This window comes from Streptomyces pratensis, from assembly GCF_016804005.1.
In the GTDB taxonomy this organism is placed as follows: domain Bacteria; phylum Actinomycetota; class Actinomycetes; order Streptomycetales; family Streptomycetaceae; genus Streptomyces; species Streptomyces pratensis_A.
In genome coordinates, this window is the sequence record NZ_CP051486.1 from 4,492,220 (window position 1) to 4,515,223 (window position 23,004).

General features: G+C 70.4%; 14 protein-coding genes. 4 read left to right on the forward strand and 10 right to left on the reverse strand.

From position 1 onward, the window contains the following. Nucleotides 1–58 precede the first annotated feature (58 nt). The 6 genes from HED23_RS18120 to HED23_RS18145 all read right to left on the reverse strand — a co-directional run bounded on the left by HED23_RS18120 (nucleotide 59) and on the right by HED23_RS18145 (nucleotide 7,056). A complete protein-coding gene (locus HED23_RS18120) occupies nucleotides 59–1,123 on the reverse strand; it encodes an aldose epimerase family protein (protein WP_203184437.1) in 1,065 nt (354 codons plus the stop codon). Next, a complete protein-coding gene (locus HED23_RS18125) occupies nucleotides 1,123–2,160 on the reverse strand; it encodes a LacI family DNA-binding transcriptional regulator (protein WP_203184438.1) in 1,038 nt (345 codons plus the stop codon). Before HED23_RS18125 ends, HED23_RS18120 begins: the two co-directional genes overlap by 1 nt. 63 nt (nucleotides 2,161–2,223) lie before the next feature. After that, entirely contained in the window at nucleotides 2,224–3,267 is a 1,044-nt protein-coding gene (locus HED23_RS18130) for an ABC transporter permease (RefSeq protein WP_203184439.1), read from the reverse strand. Next, nucleotides 3,264–4,262: an ABC transporter permease gene (locus HED23_RS18135; protein WP_203184440.1), complete on the reverse strand. Its 999-nt coding sequence runs from the start codon at nucleotides 4,260–4,262 to the stop codon at nucleotides 3,264–3,266. Before HED23_RS18135 ends, HED23_RS18130 begins: the two co-directional genes overlap by 4 nt. Continuing rightward, nucleotides 4,259–5,866, reverse strand: a complete 1,608-nt coding sequence (locus tag HED23_RS18140) for a sugar ABC transporter ATP-binding protein (protein WP_203184441.1) — start codon at nucleotides 5,864–5,866, stop codon at nucleotides 4,259–4,261. The genes HED23_RS18135 and HED23_RS18140 overlap by 4 nt, the downstream gene beginning before the upstream one ends. A gap of 104 nt (nucleotides 5,867–5,970) precedes the next feature. After that, nucleotides 5,971–7,056: an ABC transporter substrate-binding protein gene (locus HED23_RS18145; RefSeq protein ID WP_203184442.1), complete on the reverse strand. Its 1,086-nt coding sequence runs from the start codon at nucleotides 7,054–7,056 to the stop codon at nucleotides 5,971–5,973. A 477-nt stretch (nucleotides 7,057–7,533) separates the two neighbouring features. Here HED23_RS18145 and HED23_RS18150 point away from each other — a divergent pair, with 477 nt between their 5' ends. Beyond that, nucleotides 7,534–9,981, forward strand: a complete 2,448-nt coding sequence (locus HED23_RS18150) for an RICIN domain-containing protein (RefSeq protein ID WP_203184443.1) — start codon at nucleotides 7,534–7,536, stop codon at nucleotides 9,979–9,981. A gap of 74 nt (nucleotides 9,982–10,055) precedes the next feature. Then, the gene (locus tag HED23_RS18155; RefSeq protein WP_203184444.1) at nucleotides 10,056–12,410 is read left to right on the forward strand and encodes an AbfB domain-containing protein; all 2,355 of its coding nucleotides are present in this window, start codon (nucleotides 10,056–10,058) and stop codon (nucleotides 12,408–12,410) included. Nucleotides 12,411–12,593: 183 nt separating this feature from the next. Here the strand turns inward: HED23_RS18155 and HED23_RS18160 are convergent, their stop codons facing one another. After that, nucleotides 12,594–13,424: a phytanoyl-CoA dioxygenase family protein gene (locus tag HED23_RS18160; RefSeq protein ID WP_203184445.1), complete on the reverse strand. Its 831-nt coding sequence runs from the start codon at nucleotides 13,422–13,424 to the stop codon at nucleotides 12,594–12,596. 215 nt (nucleotides 13,425–13,639) lie between these two features. Between HED23_RS18160 and HED23_RS18165 the strand changes: the two genes are divergently transcribed. After that, nucleotides 13,640–14,659, forward strand: coding sequence for a LacI family DNA-binding transcriptional regulator (locus HED23_RS18165; protein WP_203184446.1), 1,020 nt, complete (start codon nucleotides 13,640–13,642; stop codon nucleotides 14,657–14,659). A 314-nt stretch (nucleotides 14,660–14,973) separates the two neighbouring features. Here the strand turns inward: HED23_RS18165 and HED23_RS18170 are convergent, their stop codons facing one another. The 3 genes from HED23_RS18170 to HED23_RS18180 all read right to left on the reverse strand — a co-directional run bounded on the left by HED23_RS18170 (nucleotide 14,974) and on the right by HED23_RS18180 (nucleotide 21,987). Next, nucleotides 14,974–15,948, reverse strand: a complete 975-nt coding sequence (locus tag HED23_RS18170) for a phosphotransferase family protein (protein WP_203184447.1) — start codon at nucleotides 15,946–15,948, stop codon at nucleotides 14,974–14,976. A gap of 104 nt (nucleotides 15,949–16,052) precedes the next feature. Further along, a complete protein-coding gene (locus HED23_RS18175; protein ID WP_203184448.1) occupies nucleotides 16,053–19,379 on the reverse strand; it encodes a LamG-like jellyroll fold domain-containing protein in 3,327 nt (1,108 codons plus the stop codon). Between the two features lie 172 nt (nucleotides 19,380–19,551). Then, complete coding sequence (locus HED23_RS18180) at nucleotides 19,552–21,987, reverse strand: GH92 family glycosyl hydrolase (protein WP_203184449.1); 2,436 nt, start codon at nucleotides 21,985–21,987, stop codon at nucleotides 19,552–19,554. Nucleotides 21,988–22,210: 223 nt separating this feature from the next. Between HED23_RS18180 and HED23_RS18185 the strand changes: the two genes are divergently transcribed. After that, entirely contained in the window at nucleotides 22,211–22,939 is a 729-nt protein-coding gene (locus tag HED23_RS18185) for a VOC family protein (protein ID WP_203187541.1), read from the forward strand. Nucleotides 22,940–23,004: the final 65 nt, after the last annotated feature.

Genomic DNA, 23,004 nt, shown 5'->3' on the forward strand with positions numbered 1-23,004 from the left:
CCGGGTTGATCAGCTGGTGCCGGAATTACAGCAGTCCGCCGCCCCGGAGGGCAATCGATTAATTCGCGAGGTGGGGGAAACGCAGTTCGGTACGGCTGCGCGCGGTTTCGCCGGGGCGCAGTACGGTGCTGGGCAGATCGGGCCGGTTCGGTGAGTCGGGCAGGTGCTGCGTCTCCAGGCAGACCGAGCCGTGCCGTTCGTGGCGGCGCCCGGCGCCGTCGGTGAAGGAGCCGTCGAGCTGGTTGGCGGTGTAGACCTGGATACCGGGCTCGGTCGTCCACACCTCCAGCACACGGGCCGCGTCCGGCGCGGTGAGCCGTGCGGCGCGGCGCAGGCCGCCGCCCGCGTCCCGCAGCACCCAGCAGTGGTCGAAGCCGCCGGCGGCCCGTAGTTGCGGATTCTCGGTGGCGAGGCGTTCCTCCAGGACTTGCGGCGCCGTGAGGTCGAAGGGGGTTCCCCGGACCTCGGCCGGCGCTCCCAGGGGGATGCCGTCGTCGTCCACCGGCAGATAGGTGTCGGCGTCGACCTCCAGGCGGTGGCCCAGGACGTCGTCGTGGCCGGCCAGGTCGAAGTAGGCGTGGTTGGTGAGGTTGACGACCGTGGGGCGGTCGGTCACCGACGCGTATTCGACGGCCAGTGTGCCCGCCGTGTCGAGGGTGTACGTGACGGTCGCGTCCAGCGCGCCCGGGAAGCCCATGTCCCCGTCGGGGCTGTGCAGGGTGAGCCGTACGGACGCACTGTCGTCGGTGTGGTCGGGGGCCGCTTGCCACACCTTGGTGTGGAAGCCGTCCGGCCCTCCGTGCAGGGCGTGGCCCCGGTCGTTGGCGGGGATGTGGTGCTCGGTGCCGTCCAGGAGGAAGCGGCCGTGGGCGATGCGATTGGCGTAACGGCCGACGACGGCGCCGAAGTAGGGGTGCTTGGCCGTGTAGTCGTCGAGCGTCGTGAGCGACCGGACGACGGAGGCGGTGACGCCGGCGGTGTCCGGCACGGTGAGGCGGTGCAGGGACGCGCCGTAGGTCAGTATCTCGGCACGGACACCCGTACCGCTGTCGAGGGTCCACAGGTCGGTCCGGGTCCCCTGGACGGAGCCGAACGGGGCGCGGTGCACGGTGGGGCGCGGCATCAGAGATCCTCGGTGTGGCCGGATTCGGGCCCGGGTGTGGTGGATTCGCGGACGACGAGGCGGTAGCCGGGGCGTGGCCTGCGTGGTTCGGCGACGGGCTCGCCCGCGAGCTGTCCGACGAGGCTGTCGACGGCGAGGCGGGCGATGGCTTCCTTGTCGGGGGCGATGGTGGTGAGTGTGGTGGTGGTGTAGCGGCTCTCCTCGATGTCGTCGAAGCCGACGACGGCGATGTCGTCCGGGATCCGCAGGCCGTGTTCCGTGATGGTCCGCATCGCGCCGATGGCGATGAGGTCGTTGTAGGCGAACACGGCGTCGGGCCGGTCCTCCCGGTCCAGGAGCCGCGCCATGCCGGTGGCGCCGTCCTCGCGGCCGTAGCCCTCGGTGACGACGACGAGGGATTCGTCGGGTGTGATGCCGGCGGCGGCGAGTTCCTCGCGCCAGCCCCTCAGGCGCAGGTGCGCGGGCTGGCGTTCCTGGCCGGTGCGCGATCCGAGGAAGGCGATCCGCCGGTTGCCCTGGCCGACGAGGTGGCGCACGGCCGCGCGGGCCGCCGCCACGTTGTCGATGGCGATGTGGTCGTACGGAGCCTCGTACTCGCGCTCCCCCAGCAGGACCAGGGGCGCCGTCTCCGTGCGGGCCATCAGGTCCTCGGTCTCCAGGTGGATGGGGCTGAGGATGAGCCCGTCGATCACATGCGACCGGAATCCCTGGCTGACCAGGAGCTCCTTCTCCCGCAGGCCGGCGGTGTGGTCGACCAGGACGGTGTAGTCGTGCCGGGCGGCCGCGTCGATGACCGCTCCGGCGAGTTCGGCGAAGTACGGGTTGCCGAACTCGGGTACGGCCAGGGCGATGATGCCGGTGCGGCCCTTGCGCAGGTGGCGGGCGGTGAGGTTCGGCCGGTAGCCGAGTTCGTCGATCGCCTGTTGCACCCTGGCGCGCATGGCGGGTGTGACGTGCTGATAGTTGTTCACCACGTTCGACACGGTCTTGATGGACACGCCCGCCCGTTGTGCAACGTCCTTGAGGCTGACGCCCACGGCACTCCTTGGTTCGGCTCGGCTCGGCTCGGCTCTCGGTCCGGCCCTAGGGCCGGCTCGTCGTCAGGTGCTTCTGCGACTGCGCGCCAGATAGCGCTGCGCCACCACGACAACGATAAGGAAGCCGCCGCTGACCACCGACTGGTAGGAGGAGTTGAGCGAGCCGATCTGGTTGATCAGGTTCTGGATGACGGCCAGCAGCAGGACGCCCCAGAGGGTTCCGCTGATGGATCCGGCGCCTCCGACGAGAAGTGTGCCGCCGATGACGACGGCGGAGATCGCGTCGAGTTCCATGCCCACACCGACGATGGTGACGCCGGAGGACAGCCTTGCCGCGTTGAGGGCGCCGGCGAGGCCGGCGAGCAGTCCGCTGAGCGTGTAGACGAGGATCTTCGTACGTGCGACGGGGAGGCCCATCAGGGTGGCCGCGTCGCTGCTGCCGCCCACTGCGAAGAGGGTCTGCCCGAACGAGGTGCGCTGCAGGACGAGCCCACCGGCCCCGAAGAGGACCAGGGCGATGATGATCGGGTAGCCGAAGCCCCAGACGCTGCCCTGGCCGAGCTCGCCGAAGGCGGAGTCCTTGGGCACCAGGTAGGTGGTGGCGCCTTCGTCGGTGAGGGCGAGCAGGAGGCCGCGGGCGCCCAGCAGGGTCGCGAGGGTGACGATGAACGGGGCCATGTTCCCCCGGGCGATCAGGAGCCCGTTGAGCAGGCCGATCCCGCCGCACACCACGAGAGGGAGGAGCAGTGCGGCGAGGAATCCGTACTGCGAGGCCCAGGCGGCGAGGACTCCCCCGAGGGCGAAGACCGATCCGACGGAGAGGTCGATGCCGCCGGTGATGATGACCATGGTCATGCCGAGTGCGACCACGGCGAGGAAGGACGCCTGGATGGTCACACCGCGGGCGTTGTCCAGGGAGGCGAACGTCGGGTAGATGAAGGAGGCGGCGATCACGACGGTCAGCAGGACCGCGAGGACGCCCTGGCGTTGGAGGAGTTCGGCGGCGCGCTGCCGGCCGGCCTGCTCGGGTCCGGCGGCGGGGCGGGCCGCGGGCGTCTTCGTCGGCACCGGGGCCGGGGCTGCGGTGACGGGCTTGGTTTCGTTCATCGGGACCGACGCTCCCGGGCGACGTAGACGGCGGCGATGATGATGGCCGCCTGGGCGATCTGTGCGGTGGAGTCGGGCAGGTCGTGCTTGACGAGCGTGGCACGCAGGAGCTGCATGAGGAGCGCGCCCGCGACGGTGCCGAGCACCCGTACGGAGCCTCCGTTGAGGGGGGTGCCGCCGACCACGACCGCCGTGATGGCGGAGAGTTCCATCAGGGTGCCGAGCGAGGACGGGTCACTCGCGGTGAGCCTGGCCGTGGCGAGGATGCCGGCGAGACCCGCGAGCACCCCGCAGATGACGTACACGCCGATGAGGACCCGCTTGACGGGCAGTCCGGCGAGCGCGGCGGCGGAGCGGTTGCCGCCGACGGCGACGACCTGCCGGCCGAAGGTGGTGCGCTGCACGAGGAAGGCGACGGCGACGGCTAGGACTCCGGCGATCCAGACGACGAGCGGAATGCCGAGGAAGGAGCCGGTGCCGAGCGACAGCAGGTCGGGGTTGACGATCTGCTTGAGCTGACCGTCGGCCATGACCAGGGCCAGTCCTCGGCCTCCCACGAAGAGGGCGAGTGTGGCCACGATGGGCTGCAGTCCGACGAGGGAGACGAGTGCGCCGTTGACCGCTCCGACGACGGCGCCTGCCAGGAGGGAGACGACGAGCGCGGGTACGAGCCCGTATCCGAGGTAGAGCGGGAGGAAGGCGGCGGCGAGCGCCATGGTCGAGCCGACGGACAGGTCGACGCCCTCGGTACCGATGACCAGGGCCATGCCCAGGGCGACGATGACGATGGGGGCGACCTGGACGAGCTGGGTGCGGAAGTTGTCCGCGGTCATGAAGTGCTCGGTGAACAGGGCGTTGAAGAGCAGCACCACGGCCACGGCCACGTAGACGCCGTACCGCTGGTACCAGGCGGGGGCGCGCAGGCGGGCGAGTGGGCTCGCGGACTTCGAGGGCTTGTCGCTCTTCGCGGGCGGTGCGACGGCGGTCTGGGTCATCGGGGGTCCTCCTGGGCGGCCGGGGCCCTGTCCGCCGGCTCCGGTGCGTGGTCGGCGAGCACTTCGAGCAGCCGGTCCTCGGCCACGTCGTCGCCCGACAGCTCGCCCGCGACGGCTCCGCCGCGCAGGACGACGATCCGGTCGGCGCCTTCGATGAGCTCCTCGATGTCGGAGGAGATGAGCAGGACGGCGAGGCCCTCGCCGGCGAGGTCGTCGATGAGGCTCTGGACCTCGGCCTTGGCGCCGACGTCGATGCCCCGGGTGGGTTCGTCGAGCAGGAGCACCTTGGGTTCCAGGCAGAGCCAGCGGGCGAGCAGGACCTTCTGCTGGTTGCCGCCGGAGAGTTCCCCGACCTTCTGCTCGGGGCTCGACGCCTTGATCCGCAGGCGCTTCATGAAGATGTCGACGATCCGGTCCTGCTTGGCGCGCGAGACGACACCTGCCCGGGAGAGGCGGGGCATGGCGGCCAGCACGATGTTCTCGCGGACGGAGAGGCCGGGCACGATGCCTTCGGCCTTGCGGTCCTCGGGCAGCAGGCTGATCCCGGCGCGGATCGCGGCGGCCGGGGTGAGGCGCTTCAGGGTGGTGCCGTCGACGGTGATCTCGCCCGCGTCCAGGGGCAGCGCACCGGACAGTGCCTTCGCCGTCTCGCTGCGGCCGGAGCCGAGGAGACCGCCGAGGCCGAGCACCTCTCCCGCGTACAGGGAAACGGATATGTCGTGGAGCTGGAGCCTGCTGGAGAGGCCGGTCGCGGTGAGGACGGGCGTACGGGCCGCCTCGTGTCCCTCCGCGGCGAAGTTCGTGACTCCGGAGCGCCGCACCTCGGAGAGGTCGCGGCCGAGCATCATGGACACGAGCTGCATCCGGTCGAGGTCGGCGAGGTCGCCGGTGTGGATGTGGCGGCCGTCGCGCAGGACCGTGACCCGGTCGCAGATCCGGTAGAGCTCGTCCATGCGGTGGCTGACGTACAGCACCGCGATGCCCTGGCCTCGGAGGCGTTCGATGACGCGGAAGAGGGTCTCCACCTCGCGGGGTTCGAGCGAGGAGGTGGGCTCGTCCATGATGACGACCTGGGCGTTGACGGAGACCGCCCGCGCGAGGGCGACCATCTGCTGGGTACCGACCCCGAGGGTGTGCAGCGGTCGGCGGGGGTCCACCCGTACGCCGAAGCCGTCGAGCAGCTCGCCGGTCTCCCGGTGCATGCGGGCGAAGTCGATCAGCCCGAAGCGGTTCCTGGGTTCGCGGCCCAGGAAGATGTTCCGCGCCACGCTCATCAGCGGGACGAGGTTGACCTCCTGGTAGATCGTGGAGATACCGGCCTGCTGCGCCTCGAACGGCCGGGCGAACCGCACGGGTTCGCCGGTCATCCGCAGTTCGCCCCCGTCCGGCCGGTACACACCGGTCAGCACCTTGATGAGGGTGGACTTGCCCGCGCCGTTCTCCCCGACCAGCGCGTGGGTCTCCCCGGCGCGCAGGGAGAAGGTGACGTCGTCGAGGGCGACGACGCCGGGGAACCGTTTGCTCACCGAGCGGGCTTCGAGCACGGCGGAGGCCGTGCTCCCGGCAGCCTCCGGTGCCTGAGGTACTGCTTCGGGTGGTGCCATGGGTGTTTCTGGCCTTCCGCTGTCCAGGGGGGTGAGGGCCCGGGGGGCCGCCGTGGCCCGATGCGGGTGCCACGGCGGCCGGGGCCGTTGGGTTCAGGAGCGGATCAGTACGCCCCGCCGAGCGATTCCTTGGCGTTGGTCTCGTCGTAGGCGCGGTCGGTGATGATGACGTTCTCGGGGATCTCCTCGCCGCCGTAGAACTTCTGGGCGGTCGCGAAGGCAAGCGGGCCGAAGCGCGGGTTGGACTCGATGACGGCGTTGTACTCGCCGTTGACCAGGGCCTGCACGGCGTTGCGGGTGCCGTCGACCGAGACGATCTTGACGTCCTTGCCGGGCTTCTTGCCGGCGGCCTTCAGCGCGGTGACGGCGCCGAGGCCCATCTCGTCGTTCTCGGCGTAGACGGCGGTGATGTCGGGCTTGGACTGGATGAGCTGCTCCATGACCTGCTGGCCCTTGTCGCGGGCGAACTCGCCGGTCTGCTGGGCGACGATCTCGATGCCGGGGGCCTCGGCCTCGATCTGGTCGACGAAGCCCTTGGTCCGGTCGGTGGTCACGTTGTTGCCCGAGGCGCCGAGGAGGATCGCCACCTTGCCCTTGCCACCGGTCGCCTTGATCATCGCGTCGGCGGCCCGCTTGCCCTGCTCGACGAAGTCGGAGCCGAGGAAGGCCACGTAGTCCTTGCAGGCCTCGGAGTTGACCTTGCGGTCGATGGTGAGGACGGGCACCCTCTTCGCCGCCGCGGCCTTGAGGGCCGGCTCGAGGCCGTCGGAGTTCAGCGGCGCGATGATGAGGAACTGCGCACCCTGGGAGAGCATGTCCTGGATGTCGCTGATCTGCTTGGAGAGCTGCGACTGGGCGTTGGTGGTGAGCAGCTTCTTGACGCCGATCTTGGCGGCCTCGTCCTTGATCGACTGGGTCTCGGCGATACGGAACGGGTTGGCCTCCTTCTCCGACTGGGAGAAGCCGACCACCGCGTCCTTGAGGTCGATCTTGGGTGCGCCGTAGCTCTGCAGCGAACAGCCGGGACCGGACGCGGCCTCGGGGGACTTGGCCGCCTGTGCTCCCTGGCTGCTGTCACCGCCCGCGCTGTTCGAGGTCTCCGACTTGGAGCAGCCGGAAACGGCCAGCGTGGCGGTGGCGGCGAGCAGGCAGGCCGCGGCGAGGGTACGGGATCGACGCTGGGTCATCATGCGCGGGACGCTCCTTGGCGAGGTGACGGCACACCGTTCGGCGTGCGGTCGGGCATGGCGGGACGGTTCATCTGATGCTCGGCGGCAGATGACGCTGAATTCCTCACGACCCCGCTGCGAGCTGCGGAAACTCCGGTCGTGAGGACTTGTGCGGCCTCTCGGCGGCTCGGTTTACAACGTTATATAGGCGAGGTGACGCAGGCGGCAAGAGAGTTGTCGATGCGTTTCCAAAATGTGTCGCCCCGGCGTACGCCCACTGACGCGCCGACCGCGGGGCCGGTACCGCACCAGGTGCTGCGCGACCCCTGGACACCGGCTTGACCGCGTGCTGTCATACCGCCGACATCAATTTCCAACGTTGCAAGTGAATTGTCGTGCTGACGGGTCCGGGCGCGACGGCTGCCTTCGCCATGCGCCGGCCCGGTCCGGGCCGGCCACCACCCCTGTCCGGCAGAGCAGAAGCGGAGTCCCCACACGATGCCCCTGAACCGCAGGCAACTCATGACCGGTGCTCTGGTCACCGCCGCGGCGGCCACCACGGCCGGCCGCTGGGCCACCACCGCGACCGCCGCGGAGGGCGTGATGGCCGCAGCCCGCGGTGGCCACTACTCCCCCAACGCCTCGCCGCTGCACCCGACGGCCTTTCTGAAGCTGCCGCCCGGCCGGGTCACCGCCAAGGGCTGGCTCGCCGGCCAGCTCCGGCTCCAGCTGGAGGGCCTCTGCGGCCGCTACGAGGAGTTCTCGCACTTCCTCGACTTCGAGGCCTCCGGCTGGGTCCGTCCCGACCGGGGCGGCTGGGAGGAAGTCCCCTACTGGCTGCGCGGATACACGGACCTCGCGATCGTCACCGGGGACGCGACGGCGCTGGCCGGCGCCCGCCGGTGGATCGACGCGATCCTCACGACCCAGCAGTCCGACGGCTTCTTCGGACCGAAGTCCCTGCGGACCTCGCTCAACGGCGGCCCTGACTTCTGGCCCTTCCTGCCCCTGGTCCAGGCGCTGCGCTCCTGGCAGGAGTACGACGGCGACAACCGGATCATCCCGTTCCTCAGCAGGTTCTTCCGCTACATGAACGCCCAGGGCCCCGGCGCCTTCAACACCAGCTGGATCGCGCTGCGCTGGGGCGACGGCCTGGACAGCGTGTACTGGCTGTTCAACCGCACCGGTGACACCCTCCTGCTCGACCTCGCCGACAAGATCCACCGCTACGGGGCCGACTGGGGCGACAGCCTGGTCAACCCGCACAACGTCAACATCGCCCAGGGCTTCCGCGAACCCGCCCAGTACGCCCTGCGCAGCGGCGCGCAGCAGGACACCCGGGACACCTACGGGACGTACGCCAAGGCCATGGACCGGTACGGGCAGTTTCCGGGCGGCGGATTCGCCGGGGACGAGAACGCCCGGCCGGGGCACGGGGACCCCCGGCAGGGTTTCGAGACCTGCGGGATCGTCGAGTTCATGGCGAGCCACCAGCTGCTCACCCGGATCACGGGCGACCCGCTCTGGGCCGACCGCTGCGAGGAGCTGGCCTTCAACTCGCTGCCCGCGTCACTCGACCCGTCGGGCAAGGCGATCCACTACGTCACCAGCGCCAACAGCGTCGACCTGGACAACGTGCCCAAGCGGGACCGGCAGTTCCAGAACGGCTTCGCCATGCAGGCGTACCTGCCGGGCGTCGACCAGTACCGCTGCTGCCCGCACAACTACGGGATGGGCTGGCCCTACTTCGTCGAGGAGCTCTGGCTCGCCACCCCGGACGGCGGTCTCGCCGCGGCGATGTACGCGGCCTGCGAGGTGACCGCGAAGGTCGCCGACGGCACGGAGGTCACCTTCACCGAGGAGACCGGCTACCCGTTCACGGACACCGTCACGCTCTCCCTCAAGTCCCCGAAGCCACTCCGTTTCCCCCTGGTGCTGCGCGTGCCCGCATGGTGCGCCGAGCCGGACATCCGTGTGAACGGCAGGCGGGTCACCGCCCCCGCGGGCCCGGCCTTCACCCGCGTCGAGCGCACCTGGGCCGACGGCGACAAGGTCACCCTGCGCCTCCCGCAGCGCACCGCCGTACGCACCTGGGACGACAACCACGGCTCGGTCAGCGTCGACCACGGGCCGCTGACCTACTCCCTGCGCATCGGGGAGTCGTACGAACGCATAGGCGGCACCGAGCAGTTCCCGGAGTACGCGGTCCACGCCACCACCCCGTGGAACTACGGCCTCGTCCTGGACGGGGCGCGGCCCGCCCATTCGCTGCGCCGCCGCTCCACCGGCCGCGCCCCCGGCGACAACCCCTTCACGCTGGAGGGCACCCCGCTCGTCATGACCGCCCGCGCCCGCCGCATCCCCGAGTGGAGCGCGGACGACGAGCACGTGGTGGCGCCCCTCCAGCAGAGCCCCGCCCGCAGCAGCGAGCCGGTCGAGGAGGTCACGCTCGTCCCGATGGGCGCGGCACGGCTGCGGATCACGTCCTTCCCGACGGCGGGTCCGGATGCCGCACCCTGGCTGGCGGACCGGTGGTACCGGATGGGCAACCGCAATTCCGGCAAGGTGCTGGGCGTGGACGGCATGTCCACCGCGAACAGCGCCCACGTCGTCCAGTTCGGCGACACCGGGACCGCCGACCATCTGTGGCGGCTCGTGCCCAACGGTGACGGCTGGTACCGCATCCGCAACCAGCACTCGGGCAAGGTGCTCGGCGTGGATCTCATGTCCACCGCGAACAGCGCCCACGTCGTGCAGTTCGACGACAACGACACCGCGGACCACCTGTGGCAGCTCGTGCCCAACGGTGACGGCTGGTACCGCATCCGCAACCGCAACTCGGACAAGGTCCTCGGCGTGGACGGCATGTCCACCGCCGACAGCGCCCACGTAGTCCAGTACGACGACAACGGCACCGCGGACCACCTGTGGCAGCTGCTCGGATGAGCGACGGCCTCCGGCACCACTCGCCGCGCCGCCCCGGTGCGGTGAGCCCTTCCCTCCATCGAGGAGATCCGGGAATGAAGTCTGCAGCACCCGCACCGCGTCGTCGCCCCTGGTGGAAACGGTTAACCGCCGGCACCGGCCTGCTGGCACTGCTCGCCACCGCACTCGTCGGAGCCGGCACCGCCCCGGCCGCCGCCGCGCCCACGGCCTGGGCCCCGAAGCCGGCGCCGATGACGACGCCCTGGACCAACCAGGTGTCCGTCGACAACCCGCTCCCCGAATACCCGCGTCCTCAGCTCGCGCGCCCCGACTGGGCCAATCTCAACGGCATATGGGACTTCGCGGTGACCGGCCGTGACGCCGGGCAGCCGGCGTCGTTCTCCGAGCAGATCCGGGTGCCGTTCGTCGCGGAGTCCGCTCTGTCCGGCATCAAACGGAAGATCACCGAGAACGACAAGCTCTGGTACAAGCGGACCTTCACCGTGCCGTCGAACTGGAACGGCCGCCGTGTCGTGCTCAACTTCGGCGCGTCGGACTGGCAGAGCACCGTCTGGGTCAACGGCACGCAGGTGGGCGCGCACAAGGGCGGCTTCGACTCGTTCTCGTACGACATCACGCCGCAGCTCAACGGCGGTACCAACACCGTCGTCGTCTCCGTGTACGACCCGACGCAGACCGGCGGGCAGGCCGTCGGGAAGCAGCGGCTCAACGATGTGAACCCGCATCCGGGCGGCGGCATCTTCTACACCGCGGCCTCGGGGATCTGGCAGACGGTCTGGCTGGAGCCCGTGGCGGCGTCGCACGTCACCCGGCTCGACATGACACCCAACCTCGGCAACAGCACGCTGCGGGTGAAGGTGCAGGCGGCAGCCGCCGGCGGCCGCACCGCACGGGTCACCGTGTCCGGCGGGGGCACCGTGGTGGGCACGGCGACCGGAGCGCCCGGCACCGACATCTCCGTGCCCGTGCCGAATCCGCGGCTGTGGAGCCCGGACGACCCGTTCCTGTACGACGTACGCGCCGAACTGCTCGACGGGACGAGCGTGGTGGACACGGTGGGCAGCTACGCGGGCATGCGGTCGATCGCGGTCGCGAAGGTCGACAACATCCTGCGCCCCGTCCTCAACGGGAAGTTCGTCTTCCAGACCGGCACGCTCGACCAGGGCTACTGGCCCGACGGCATCTACACGGCACCCACCGACGCCGCTCTCAGGTCCGACCTCCAGGCACACAAGGACCTCGGGTTCAACATGGTCCGCAAGCACATCAAGGTCGAACCGCAGCGCTGGTTCTACTGGGCGGACAAGCTGGGCCTCCTCGTCTGGCAGGACATGCCGTCGATGGACACCGGGAAGACCCCCGACGCGGCGGCACGGACCCAGTGGGAGGCCGAGTACCACGCGATCATCGACCAGCACCGGAGCTCGCCCTCGGTGGTCATGTGGGTCAACCAGAACGAGGGATGGGGCCAGTACGACCAGGCCAGGATCGCGAACGAGGTCAAAGCGTACGATCCGTCGCGGCTGGTCAACAACATGAGCGGGGTCAACTGCTGCGGATCCGTGGACGGCGGGAACGGGGACGTGGTGGACAACCACATCTACGTCGGCCCCGGCAACACCGCGCCCACCGCCACCCGGGCCGCGGTCCTCGGCGAGTTCGGCGGGCTGGGGTACAAGGTCGCGGGCCACGAGTGGTACCCCGGCGGCGGCTTCAGCTACGAGGACCAGGCGAGCATCGGCGCGCTGAACAACCGGTTCGTCGGGCTCCTGGACGCCATACGCGTCGGCCAGCTCCCGGCCGGTCTCTCGGCCTCCGTGTACACGGAGATCACGGACGTCGAGAACGAGGCGAACGGGCTGCTCACCTACGACCGCCAGGTGGTCAAGGTGGACACCGCCCGGGTCAAGGCCGCCAACCAGGCGCTCATCCAGGCGTCGAAGAACCCCGCACCGCCGGTCACCCTTCCCACCGGGCAGTACAAGTCGCTCCGGGTCACCACGCCGGGCCATACGAACAAGTACCTGCGCCACTCGGAGGCGCTGGCCCACACGGCGGTCGTCGACAGCGGCAGCAGCGCTCTGCTGAAGAACGACGCCACCTGGAAGGTCGTCACCGGCCTGGCGAACAGCAACTGCTATTCGTTCGAGTCCCGCAACTATCCTGGCGAGTACCTGCGCCACCGGGAGTTCCGGGTCCGCCGCGACGCGGACGACGGCTCAGCGCTGTTCAAGGCGGACGCCACCTGGTGTGCGGTCGCGGGGCAGGGAGGAGTGCGGCTGTCGAGCGTCAACCTGCCCGGCAGCTACATGCGCCACATCGGCTCGGAGGTGTGGCTGGCAACTCCTGGCGGCGGTCACGCGTGGGACAACGCGGCCACCTTCACCGAGGACACCACCTGGGCCGTGGACGGGCCCTGGGCGCCGTGACCTGACGCCTTCGTGAGCGGCGTCCCCGCAGGCGGGTCCGGTGGCGGCGCGGTCCGCGCCGCCACCGGACCCGCCTGCCGTCGGCCGTGGAATTCACCCGGGTGGCTCGGAGGGACCGTTCCCACCGCGTGCGGGGCCGTCCACGGGGACGAGCACATCGCGGTCCGAGCCCGTCGGCCGGCTTCAGGCGTCGCCCATGACCAGACCCTCGATGGTGTGCTTCTGGACGATGGGGGTCAGCTTCTCCACGACCGGGCAGTGGAGATGGGCGCGCACCCTCCCCGGCAGCGAAGCCCAGTACTCCCTCGTCACCGCCATGTCGTGCTGCGCGTCGTTGCCCGCCCCCGGCGCGTCGATGCCGAGCACGAGGACCGGCCGGGAGTCGGACGAGAGGTTGGCGGTGCCCCGGTGGACCGTCAGCGCGGAGCGGGCCGAGATGTCCCCTCGGCCCGGGTACTTGCGCTCGGCGAGTGCGGCGTAGCGCGGGTAGGTGTCGCGGGGCGGGAACATCGCGTGCCCGAAGCGGGCGTCGTCGTCCCACTGGGTGCCCGGCGCGATCTCGAACGGCCCCATGTCCTCGCGTGTGTCCACGGCGGTGAGGTTGAACGCGAGAGACGTCAGCCGGCGCCGGTGACGGGTGGCGTCCGGCATGGGGAAGTCCCGGTGCCAGGGCTGGTTCACCGCCCCGGCCAGCGGGACGTCGAAACCCAGCTCGACTATGCGGTAGTCGGCCCCCAGGACGGCCTCGGACACCGCACGCACCCACGGATGGTCGACGAGGTCCACGAATCCCCGCAGCTGCTCGGGGTGGATCTCCACGTAGAAGCGGTGCGGCCCCCGGCCGACCGCTCCGCCCTCCCGGCCCCGCGCCTCGGCGAAGGCCGTCTCGATGTCCTCGCGCATCGCATCGGCCCACTGCGGGGCGAAGGCGCCCCGGCACGCGGTGATGCCGGCCGTGTACAGGTCCTGCACGGCCGTGCCGATGTGCGGGGCGGTGGTCGTGGCGTCGGACATGGCGGTGGTCCTCTCATCAGGGGCGGGCAGCACGACGCACGTCGCGGGAGGGCACGTTCCTCGTCCTCCCGGCCTGCCGCCACCCATGTTGCAACGTTGCAAACAACGAAGCAATAGGGAGTTCGCAACGAGGTGGACGGGGCCTGTTACGGTGCTCACCGCGGAGGACGCGGCCGACGGCCGCCCCCGCGCGCAGGGACAGGAGCGCACCGACCGTGGCAGCGAGGCTCAAGGACGTCGCGGCGCTCGCGGGCGTGTCCGTACGGACCGTCTCCAACGTCGTGAGCAACGCGGCGGCCGTGGCCCCGGCGACGCGCGCCCGCGTCATGGCGGCGGTGGAGGAACTGGGCTACCGCCCCAATCTCGCCGCCCGCAACCTCCGGCAAGGGCGCACCGGACTCATCGGAGTGGTCGTGCCCGAGATCCACTCCCCCTACTTCGGCGCACTGGCGGGTCTCCTCATCGACGCGGCACAGGAGCGCGGCTGGACCGTACTCCTGGAGCGGACCGACGGGCGGGCGGACCTTGAGCGGCGGCTTCTCGACGGGTCCGAGGGGCACCAGGTCGACGGAATGATCGTCAGCCCGTGGTCGACGTCCCCCGCGGAGCTGGCCTCCCTGGCCGGGGGCCTGCCGATGGTGGTCCTGGGCGAGTTGGAGCCGGACGGTTCCATCGACCATGTCGCCCTGGACAACGTGGCGGCAGCCCGGGACGCCGCTCGCCATCTGATCTCGCGCGGCCGTCGGCGCGTCGCGGCGATCGGCCTGCAGTCCGTGCTCGGCCACGGCACGGCCGAACTGCGCGCGGAGGGCTTCCGGCAGGGGCTGCGGGAGGCCGGACTGAGTCCGGTGGCCGAGGTGGAGGTGGCCGACCTGCACCGGACGGAGGGAGCACGGGCTCTTCGTGAACTGCTCCGACTGCCAGAGCCGCCCGACGCCGTCTTCTGCTTCAGCGACGAACTCGCCCTCGGTGCGCTGCGCGTGGCTGCCGAGCAGGGCGTGCGGGTGCCGGAGGACCTGGCGCTGATGGGGTTCGACGACATCGAGGACGGCAGGTTCGCCACGCCGTCCCTCACCACGATCGCCCCTGACCGGGAGCAGATCGCCGAACGCGCGGTGCAGTGTCTGACCGAGCGCGTCTTCGGCCGGCTCGATGCGCTGCCTGCCCGCCGGATCGTGGTCCCGCACCGCGTGCTCCCCCGGGAGAGCACCGGAGCCGAGATCTCCCCGGTGTGACGACCGGAGCGCTGCCGGCACACGCCCGACGGGAACCTACGGCGCAGCCGCGAGAGGACCGGAGGGCCGGCAGGCCAGTGGCCTCCAGGGTGCCGGAACCGACCCACGCCGTCACCGAATCCGCACAGCAGGCGGCCGAGGCGTCGGGATGGACTGCCGGTTCTCCCGCGGGACTGCTTCCGGACGGTTCATCCGTGCTTCGTTCCGCGTGAGGGGGAGCCGGTGCTCACCGGGTCGGACCACGTCTCCGCAAGGGCTCGCCGATCCGGGAAGCGGGGACCGGGTGACCCGCTCCCCCGCAGTCCCGCGAAGGGTCAGCCGTACCGGCGGAAGAGTGCGTGGAGGTAGTCCTCCAGCCGGCTCGTGAGCAGGGCCGGTGTCAGGTCGGTGCGTCCCAGCTCGCGCCAGGGCAGCGCGACCTTCTCGACATTCGAGAAGGCGAGCGCGTCCAGGATCCGCCAGTACAGGTGAGCCGAGGGGTCACCGCTCAGGACACCTCCGGCGGCTACGTACCGCTCGGCCAGCCGCATCGCTTCCCCCGGGCCGTGCAGGAGAGCCAGGGCCGTGGAGCAGTGAGCCACGTCGAGGTCCGCCGGCCCCCAGGACGTCTCGACCCAGTCGACGACTCCGGTGATCCGTGTGTCGGCGCCGTGTCCGCTGAAGAGCACGTTGCCGGGGTGGAAGTCGCGGTGCAGGAAGCAGGGCCGGTGGTCCGGGGGATCACGGCGGATGACGTCGACGGCGCGCTGCCACAGGTGCGTCCGCTCCGTGGCTCCGGGCAGACTCACCCGTTCCGGAGAGGTCCAGGCTTCGTAGACGCGCGGCCGGGCACCGGCCGGGACGCGCACCCGGTGGATGCCGACCAGTTGGCGCGCCAGAAGCTCCGTCCGCAGCCCCGCGTCCTCCTCGCCCAGGCGCACCGTGCCGGGGAGCAGCGTCATGAGCAACGACGGATGGTCGCAGTGCCGCGCGGTCGCGTCAACGGCTTCCAGCACGGCCACCGGCACATCGCTCCGCGCGAGGAGCCGCAGGATGTCCGCCTCCCGGGTGAGGAGCCCTTCCGCGTGGCGGACGAAGAAGGGCTTGACGAACGACCGCAGCACGAACCACCGAGGGGTGTCCGGTCCGCCGAAGCGCAGGCGGCGCATCTCCGAAGTCCATCCGCCACGCAGTCGCTCGACGGCGTCCACAGGACGGCCCCCGCCCACCTGCTCCTCGGCCCACCTGCGCGTACGGGACCAGCCCCGGTCGTCGACGTACGGCTCAGCGACGGCGAGATGTTCGTCCATGCGCACAACCTACCGATCGGTGCGGCGGCCGGGCCGGGGCAGCGCAGAGCTCCCGGCAGTGCGGCGCGTGCGCACACTGCCGGGAGCGGTCCTGCGGGTGCTCCTTACGGCTGTTCGCCGTCGTGGAGCGCGGTCACCTCCTGGTCGGTGAGCGCCTTGTCGTACACCTTCACCTGGTCCACGGAACCGTTCCAGAAGTCGGTGTTGCCGCCCGACCACTTGGCACGGCCGACGGACAGCGAGCCGGTGCTGACGTCGGCGGTTCCGGCCGCCGCGGTGGAGGCGAGCTCGCCGTCGACGTACAGCTTGATCTGGTCGCCGCTGCGTACGCCGACCAGGTGGTACCACTGGCCGAGTTCGGGCTTCAGCTCCACCCGGGCCCGGTGGGCGCCCGGAGTGGAGAAGGCGAACCCGCCCTGGCCGTACTGGAGGTAGAACGGGTTCTCCTGACGCCGGCCGTCCTGGCTGACGACGGTGGCGTAGTTGCCCGGAAGCGCGTCGAGCGACGCCCAGGCCGACACGGTGTAGTCGCCGGTGGTGTCGACGGCCGGGCCGTCGGTCTCCGCGTACTGGCCCTCGCCGTTGAACTTCAGCGCCGAGCCCTGCACTCCGGCCGTCCAGGACGTGCCCTCGGAGAGGGTGAGGTCCTTCTGGTTCGGACCGCTGTCGGCAGCCTTGGTGCCCTGGTTCTCGTCGAGGGACCAGGCGCCGCCGCCCTTGACCTCGTCCCGCTCGCCGGCGGCCGCGCCGGCGGCGATGACCTCCTGGTTGATCTTCCGCACCTTTGCGGCGTCGACCTTGATCTCCCGGCGGTCGTACGTCCAGAGACCGTTGAGCTCGTTCTCCAGGTCGGTCACCTGGGTGTAGATGGAGCCGGAGAGTTCGGCGCCGGCGGCCTCCAGGTAGTACGTGCGGGTGTTGTCGACGTACTTGGCGGTCAGTGCGTCCTTGTCCGCGACACCGCTGTAGATCGCGGTGGGGGCACCGGGCCACATGCGGCCGGGTATGCGCAGGGTGAAGCCACCGTGCTCACCGTCGATCGCGGCACGCGTCTCGTCGGGGAAGGCCGGGTCGGTGTTGTTGTAGTCGTGGTGGTCGATGATGTCGCCCTTGCCGGAGTCACCCTTGGAGTTGCAGCAGTTGACACCGCTGTGGGCGCTGACGACGCGCGAGGGGTCGGCGGCCTGGACCTTCTCGGTGATCTTGCCGGTCTCGGTGCGGTCCCACTCGCCCCAGCCCTCGTTGAAGACGATCCAGGCTCCGATGGACGGGTAGTTGTGCAGCTGCTCCATCATCTCGGCGCCCTGGTCGAGGAAGGCCTTCTGGCCCTTCTCGCCGGTGATGTTGCCGGAGACGAAGTCCTGCCACACCAGGAGACCCAGCTTGTCGGCGTGGTAGTACCAGCGGGCGGGCTCGACCTTGATGTGCTTGCGGACGGAGTTGAAGCCGAGGTCCTTCTGCGCCTTCAGGTCGAAGACCAGGGCGTCGTCGCTGGGCGCCGTGTTCAGGCCGTCGGGGTAGAAGCCCTGGTCGAGCTGGGCGAGGGAGAAGAAGGGCTTTCCGTTGAGCACCAGCTTCTGGTAGCCGCCGACCTCGGCGACGCCGAAGGAACGCATACCGAAGTAGCTGTCGACGGTGTCCTTGGAGCGGCCGTCCTTGAGGGTGACCTCCAGGTCGTACAGGTACGGGTCGTCCGGCGTCCACAGGTGCTGCTTGGAGACCGGCAGGCTCAGCTCGCTGTTGGCCGGACCGGTGACGGTCCCGACGACCTTGCCCTTCTTGTCACGCGCGACGGCGGTGACCCGGGCGGACTTCGACGCGTTCTCGGAGTCGACCGTCAGGGCGAGCCGGCCCTTGTCGATGTCCGGCGTGGTCTTCAGCGAGTCCACGGCGGCGGGAGCGACGGGCTCCATCCAGACGGTCTGCCAGATACCGGAGGAGGCGGTGTAGAAGATGCCGCTGGGGTTCGCGGACTGCTTGCCCGTGGGCTGGTCCGCTCCGGTGGTGTCGGTGACCGCGACCACGATCTCCTGGGGGCCACCGCCCTTGACAGCGTCGGTGATGTCGGCGCTGAAGGCGGTGTAGCCGCCGGTGTGCTCGGCGACCTGCTTGCCGTTGACCCAGACCCGCGCCTGGTAGTCGACGGCACCGAAGTTGAGCTTCAGGCGGTCGTCGCCCGCCCTCTTGCCGACCGACCAGCTCTTGGGCACCGTGACGAGCTTGCGGTAGAACATGTGGTCTTCATGGCGCTCGAGCCCGGACAGCTGGGACTCGACCGGGTACGGCACGGTGATGCGCTCGTCGAGCTTCTTGCCGAACACGGGCTGCTCGCCGGCCTCGGCGCCGGCGAACTCCCACGGCCCGTTGAGGTTCTTCCAGTCGTCGCGCACCTGCTGCGGACGGGGGTACTCGGGCATCGGGTTCTTGGGGTCGGCCTTCTCGCCCCACGGGGTGAGCAGCCGGTGCGTGGAGAGGTTCGTCGCCCTGCGGCTGATCTCCGGGACGGTCTCGTCGCCGTTCTTCAGGCCGGCTTCACCGTCGTAGACGAACTTGACCTGCTGACCCTTCTGGACAGCCGCGTCAAGGGTGACGAGGAGCGCCTTGCGGTTGCCGGGCACCTTGGCGACCGACTTCACGGGCATCGGCGTGGTGTCCGCCTCGATGTCGAGGTGGTCCTTCACGTCCTCGATGCCGCTGATCTCGTGGTCGAAGGCCGCCAGCAGCTTCCGGCCGTTCTCGGCGACGCTCAGTCCGACCGGGTAGACCTCGAAGTCGGCGGGCGGGGTGAACGCGGACTCGGGAACGATCTGCTTGGCGAGCTTCGCGCTCGACCAGCGCAGGAACATGTTCGCCCCGCCGATGTCCTGGAACATCTCCAGCCGGAACGTGTGGGGTTCGCCGGCCTTCAGGGAGACCGGCGCACTGGTCTGCTCCTTGTCCCAGTCCGGCTCCCAGTGGTCGATGACCGGCTTGTCGTCGATGAAGAGCCGGAATCCGTTGTCACCGATGGCGGAGAAGGTGTAGTCGCCGTCCTCCGGGGCCTCGATCTGTCCGGTCCAGCGAGCGGTGGTGTGCTCGGTCTTCCCGGTGGCGGACTCGAAGGCACCGGTCAGCCCGGGGAAGTTGATGTCCGGGTCGAGCGCCACGGCGCCGAGCTTCGCGAAGTCGCGGGCGCCCGGGGCGGACATGGCGAAGTACTCGCCCTTGAGGCCGTGCACCTCGGTCGAGGGGTTCTCCGCCGTGAGCCCCGAGGCGGCGGCGGTGCCCTCTGCGGGTGCTGCGGCAGCGGCCGGGACCAGGGTGGCCCCGACCGGCAGCAGCAGTGCCGCCGTACAGGCGAGTGTTCTGAAAAGCGTGCGGGGGCGGGCTAGTTGTCGTATCAAGGCGTCGTCCTCGTCGAAGAAGCCGGAGTGCTCCGAACCGCGAAGCACTGCACATAGTCGAACATTGAGCCACAGCCTCAAACACCTGACAACGGTCGTGCACGCAGAATTTTCAACGATAGAAAATTGAGACCCTTGCCGCCCCCCGCCCTGGGCACGCCGAGCCCGGCGGACGGCACAGCGCCGTCCGCCGGGCTCCGGGCCAAGGCCAGTTGGTGTGCTATCGCGGAAGACCCGCAGGTCCCGTGGCCCAGGAGGTGTTCGGCCGGTCGGCGAGCCGGTAGGTCAGCGACCCTCCACGAGTGACGAGCCGGGCGTCCGTCCAGGACCTGTCACTCGCCCGCCCGTCGACCCGCACCGCGTCGATGTACGGATGTGTCGCGTCGGCCTGCGGGGCGCTGATGCGGATGTCCCCGCCCTGCGGCCGGTCCAGCACCGCGGACGGGAAGAGCGGCGCCCCGAGCAGCATGGTGGCGCTGCCGGGCGTCTGCGGATAGAGACCGAGGGCCGAGAAGACGTACCAGGCCGACATCGTGCCGAGGTCGTCGTTGCCGGGCAGGCCGCGAGGGCCGGTCCCGTAGACCGTGTCCACGATCTCCCGTACGGTCTCCTGGGTCTTCCAGGGCTGACCCAGCGCGTTGTAGAGCCAGGGAGCGTGAATGCCCGGCTCGTTGGTCGGGTCGTAGCGCAGCGCGTCGCCGCCCTTGACCGACCAGGAGCCGTCCGCCTTGTGGAAGAAGGCGTCCAGCCTCTTCGCCGCCGTCTCCCGGCCGCCCATGGCGTCGGCCAGGCCCTGCACGTCCTGCGGGACCATCCAGGTGTAGGTGGCGCTCGTTCCCTGCGCGAAACCCTTGTCGCTGCCGGGGCTGAAGGGGGTCACCCAGGAGCCGTCGAGGTTGCGTGCCTGGATGTAGCCGGTGGTCCCGGCGCCGTCACCCGCATCGGGGTTGAAGACGTTGCGCCACCAGAGGCCGCGCTCGTCGAAGGCGTCGGCCTCCTCGTCGCGTCCCAGCAGCCGCGCCCAGCGGCCGAGCGCCGCGTCGGCGACCGCGTCCTCGAGGGTCTCGGCGGCGCCGCCCCAGCAGTGGCAGACGTCATGGGCCGCGTAGTGGGATTCCAGGTACTGGGCGAGGTTGGGCCGCTGTCCGGTGCACTGGCCGGGGCAACCGGCGTCGGAGAGACCGTCCGGGTGGGGCACCGTGGCCTGGCGGGCCAGGGATTCGTAGGCGCCCTGGTAGTCGAAGTTGCGTACGCCCATCGCGTAGAAGGTGGCGAGGGTGGCGGCCGTGGGGTCGCCCGTCATCACGTGCGTGGCGCCGTTGACGTGCACCCAACGGTCCCAGACACCGCCGTTCTGCCTGGCGAAGTTGTACAGCGACTGGGCGAAGTCGCCCGCGATCCTCGGTTTGAGGAGGGCGAGGAGCTGTATCTGGGCACGGTACTGGTCCCAGCCGGAGAAGTTGCTGTACTGGGCCTTCTGACCGGGCGTCACGCGGTGCGGCTTCCCGTCCATGCCCGGGTAGCGGCCGTCGGTGTCGCTGATCAGATTCGGCTGCATCAGAGAGTGGTACAACGCGGTGTAGAACGAGGTGCGCTGCGCCTCACTGCCGCCACCGACACGCGCGGAGGAGAGCTCCCTGTCCCAGGCGGCGGAGCCCGCCCGGGCCACGTCGTCGACGCTCGCCCTCGGCGCGATCTCCTTGCGGAGGTTGGCCTCGGCGCCGGCCTGACTCACGTAGGAGATGCCGATCCGCATGCGGACGTCGTCGTCCGCCGAGGTGTCGAAGCCGACCCAGCCGCCGGACCCCCTCCCGGCACGGTCGGCCCCGGTGGCGTATCCCTCGCCGCCGCCGGCGACGGTCGCACCGGGCATGAGATCGCTGTCCCGCCAGGTACCTGTGGTGGCGAAGTCACGGTCGAAGGAGGCGCTGAAGTAGAGCCGGTAGTAACTCTTGCGGTTGTTGGTGCCGCCGTTGGCCCGCCGGCCGCAGAACGCCCCGGTGAGCACGGAACCGGTCACCTTGCGTTGCGCGGTGTCGATCTCGATCTCGGCGTCCTCGCTGCCGTTGAGGGAGTTGGACACCCGGAAGAGCAGACTGGCCGGCTTGTCCGCCGGGAAGCTGAAGTCGGCCACACCCGCGCGGTCGCTCACCGCCAGGTCCGCGGTGGCGCCGGAGTCCAGCCCGACGGTGTAACGGCCGGGCACGGCGCGCTCGTTCTCGTGCGAGAAACCCGACGCGTAGACCGCGTCCTTGGTGTCGGCGGACGGCGAGGAGGTGACGTCTCCGACGAACGGCATGATCGGCACGTCACCCGCGGCGCCGGGGTTGCACCCGGCTCCGTTGACATGGGTGAGGCTCAGGCCGCGCATCCGGGTCACCCCGTACTCGTAACCGTTGGCGGCCCCGGTGCTCGTCTGGTCACCCGTGGTACTGGTCGGCGACCAGGCGATCATGCCGTACGGGCGGACCGCGCCGGGGTAGGTGTTGCCGCCGTTCGACGTGCCGATCATCGGATCCACATAGGCGGTGGGACGCGAGACGAGCGCGTCGGCCTGGGCGGCCGGCGGCAGGAAGGCGCCGGCCAGCGCGCCGGTGAGGACGATCGCGGCGGCACGTGCGGCGGAACGCCGCGCCGCGGACGGTCTGGAGGGCATGTTCTCGGATACCTCCGGCAGCGGGGGACAACGTTGTCAGCACCGCCCGGACGCAGCGCGGGCAGCATTGATCGATTCGCGGCCGAGCGTAGGTCCCCGCAGCGTGCGAGGGAATGGCACGGACGGATCCGGCCGGTGAACGAGTCGTGAACGGGCGGCCGGAGCCGGTCCCCTGACTCGGTGGATACTGAGGGGAGAAGCACCGGAACCGCCGCGGAGGAGCATCGTGATCCGCTGGACGTACGCCTTCATCGACCGTCCCGCGGCCGGCCCGGCCACCTCCTTCTGGAGCGCGGTCACCGGGACCCGCACCTCCACGCCGTGGGGCGACCGGAACGAATTCACGACCCTGCTCCCGGACGGGGCCGACGCCTGCCTGGTGACCCAGGCGGTGGGCGGTCCGGGCGGAGCGCATCCCGATCTGGCGGTGGACGACCTGCCCTCGTTCACCGAGCGCGCCCGCCGGCTGGGCGCCCGGGGTGAGGACCGGCACCCGGAACTGACCGTCCTGCGCTCCCCCGGCGGGCAGCCCTTCTGTGTCGTGCCGTGGCGGGGCCAGAGGACGCGGCCGCCGGTGCTCACCGGTCCGGACGGTACGGCGAGCCGCCTGGACCAGATCTGTCTCGACGTCTCACCGGCGGCGTTCGAGCGGGAGGTGGACTTCTGGGCCGCGCTGACCGGCTGGGACTCCCGGCCCGGCGTCCACCCCGAGTTCCACGTGCTCCGGCCGCCCCGGGACCTGCCGGTCCGTCTGCTCGTCCAACGCCTGGACGAGCCGCGCCCCGCCTCGGCGCATCCGGACATGGCCTGCTCGGACCTCGCAGCCGGCCGCGCCCTGCACGAACGGGCAGGCGCCGAATTCGTACGCGACGGTGACGAGTGGACGGTGATGCGGGACCCGGCGGGCGGCACCTACTGCCTCACGGGACGCAATCCCGTGACGGGCGAATAGGCGGTCGCGGTCCCCGTCGGCCGCCTCGCTTCCGGAGCGGCGGCCAGCCGGCCTGCACGGGGCGC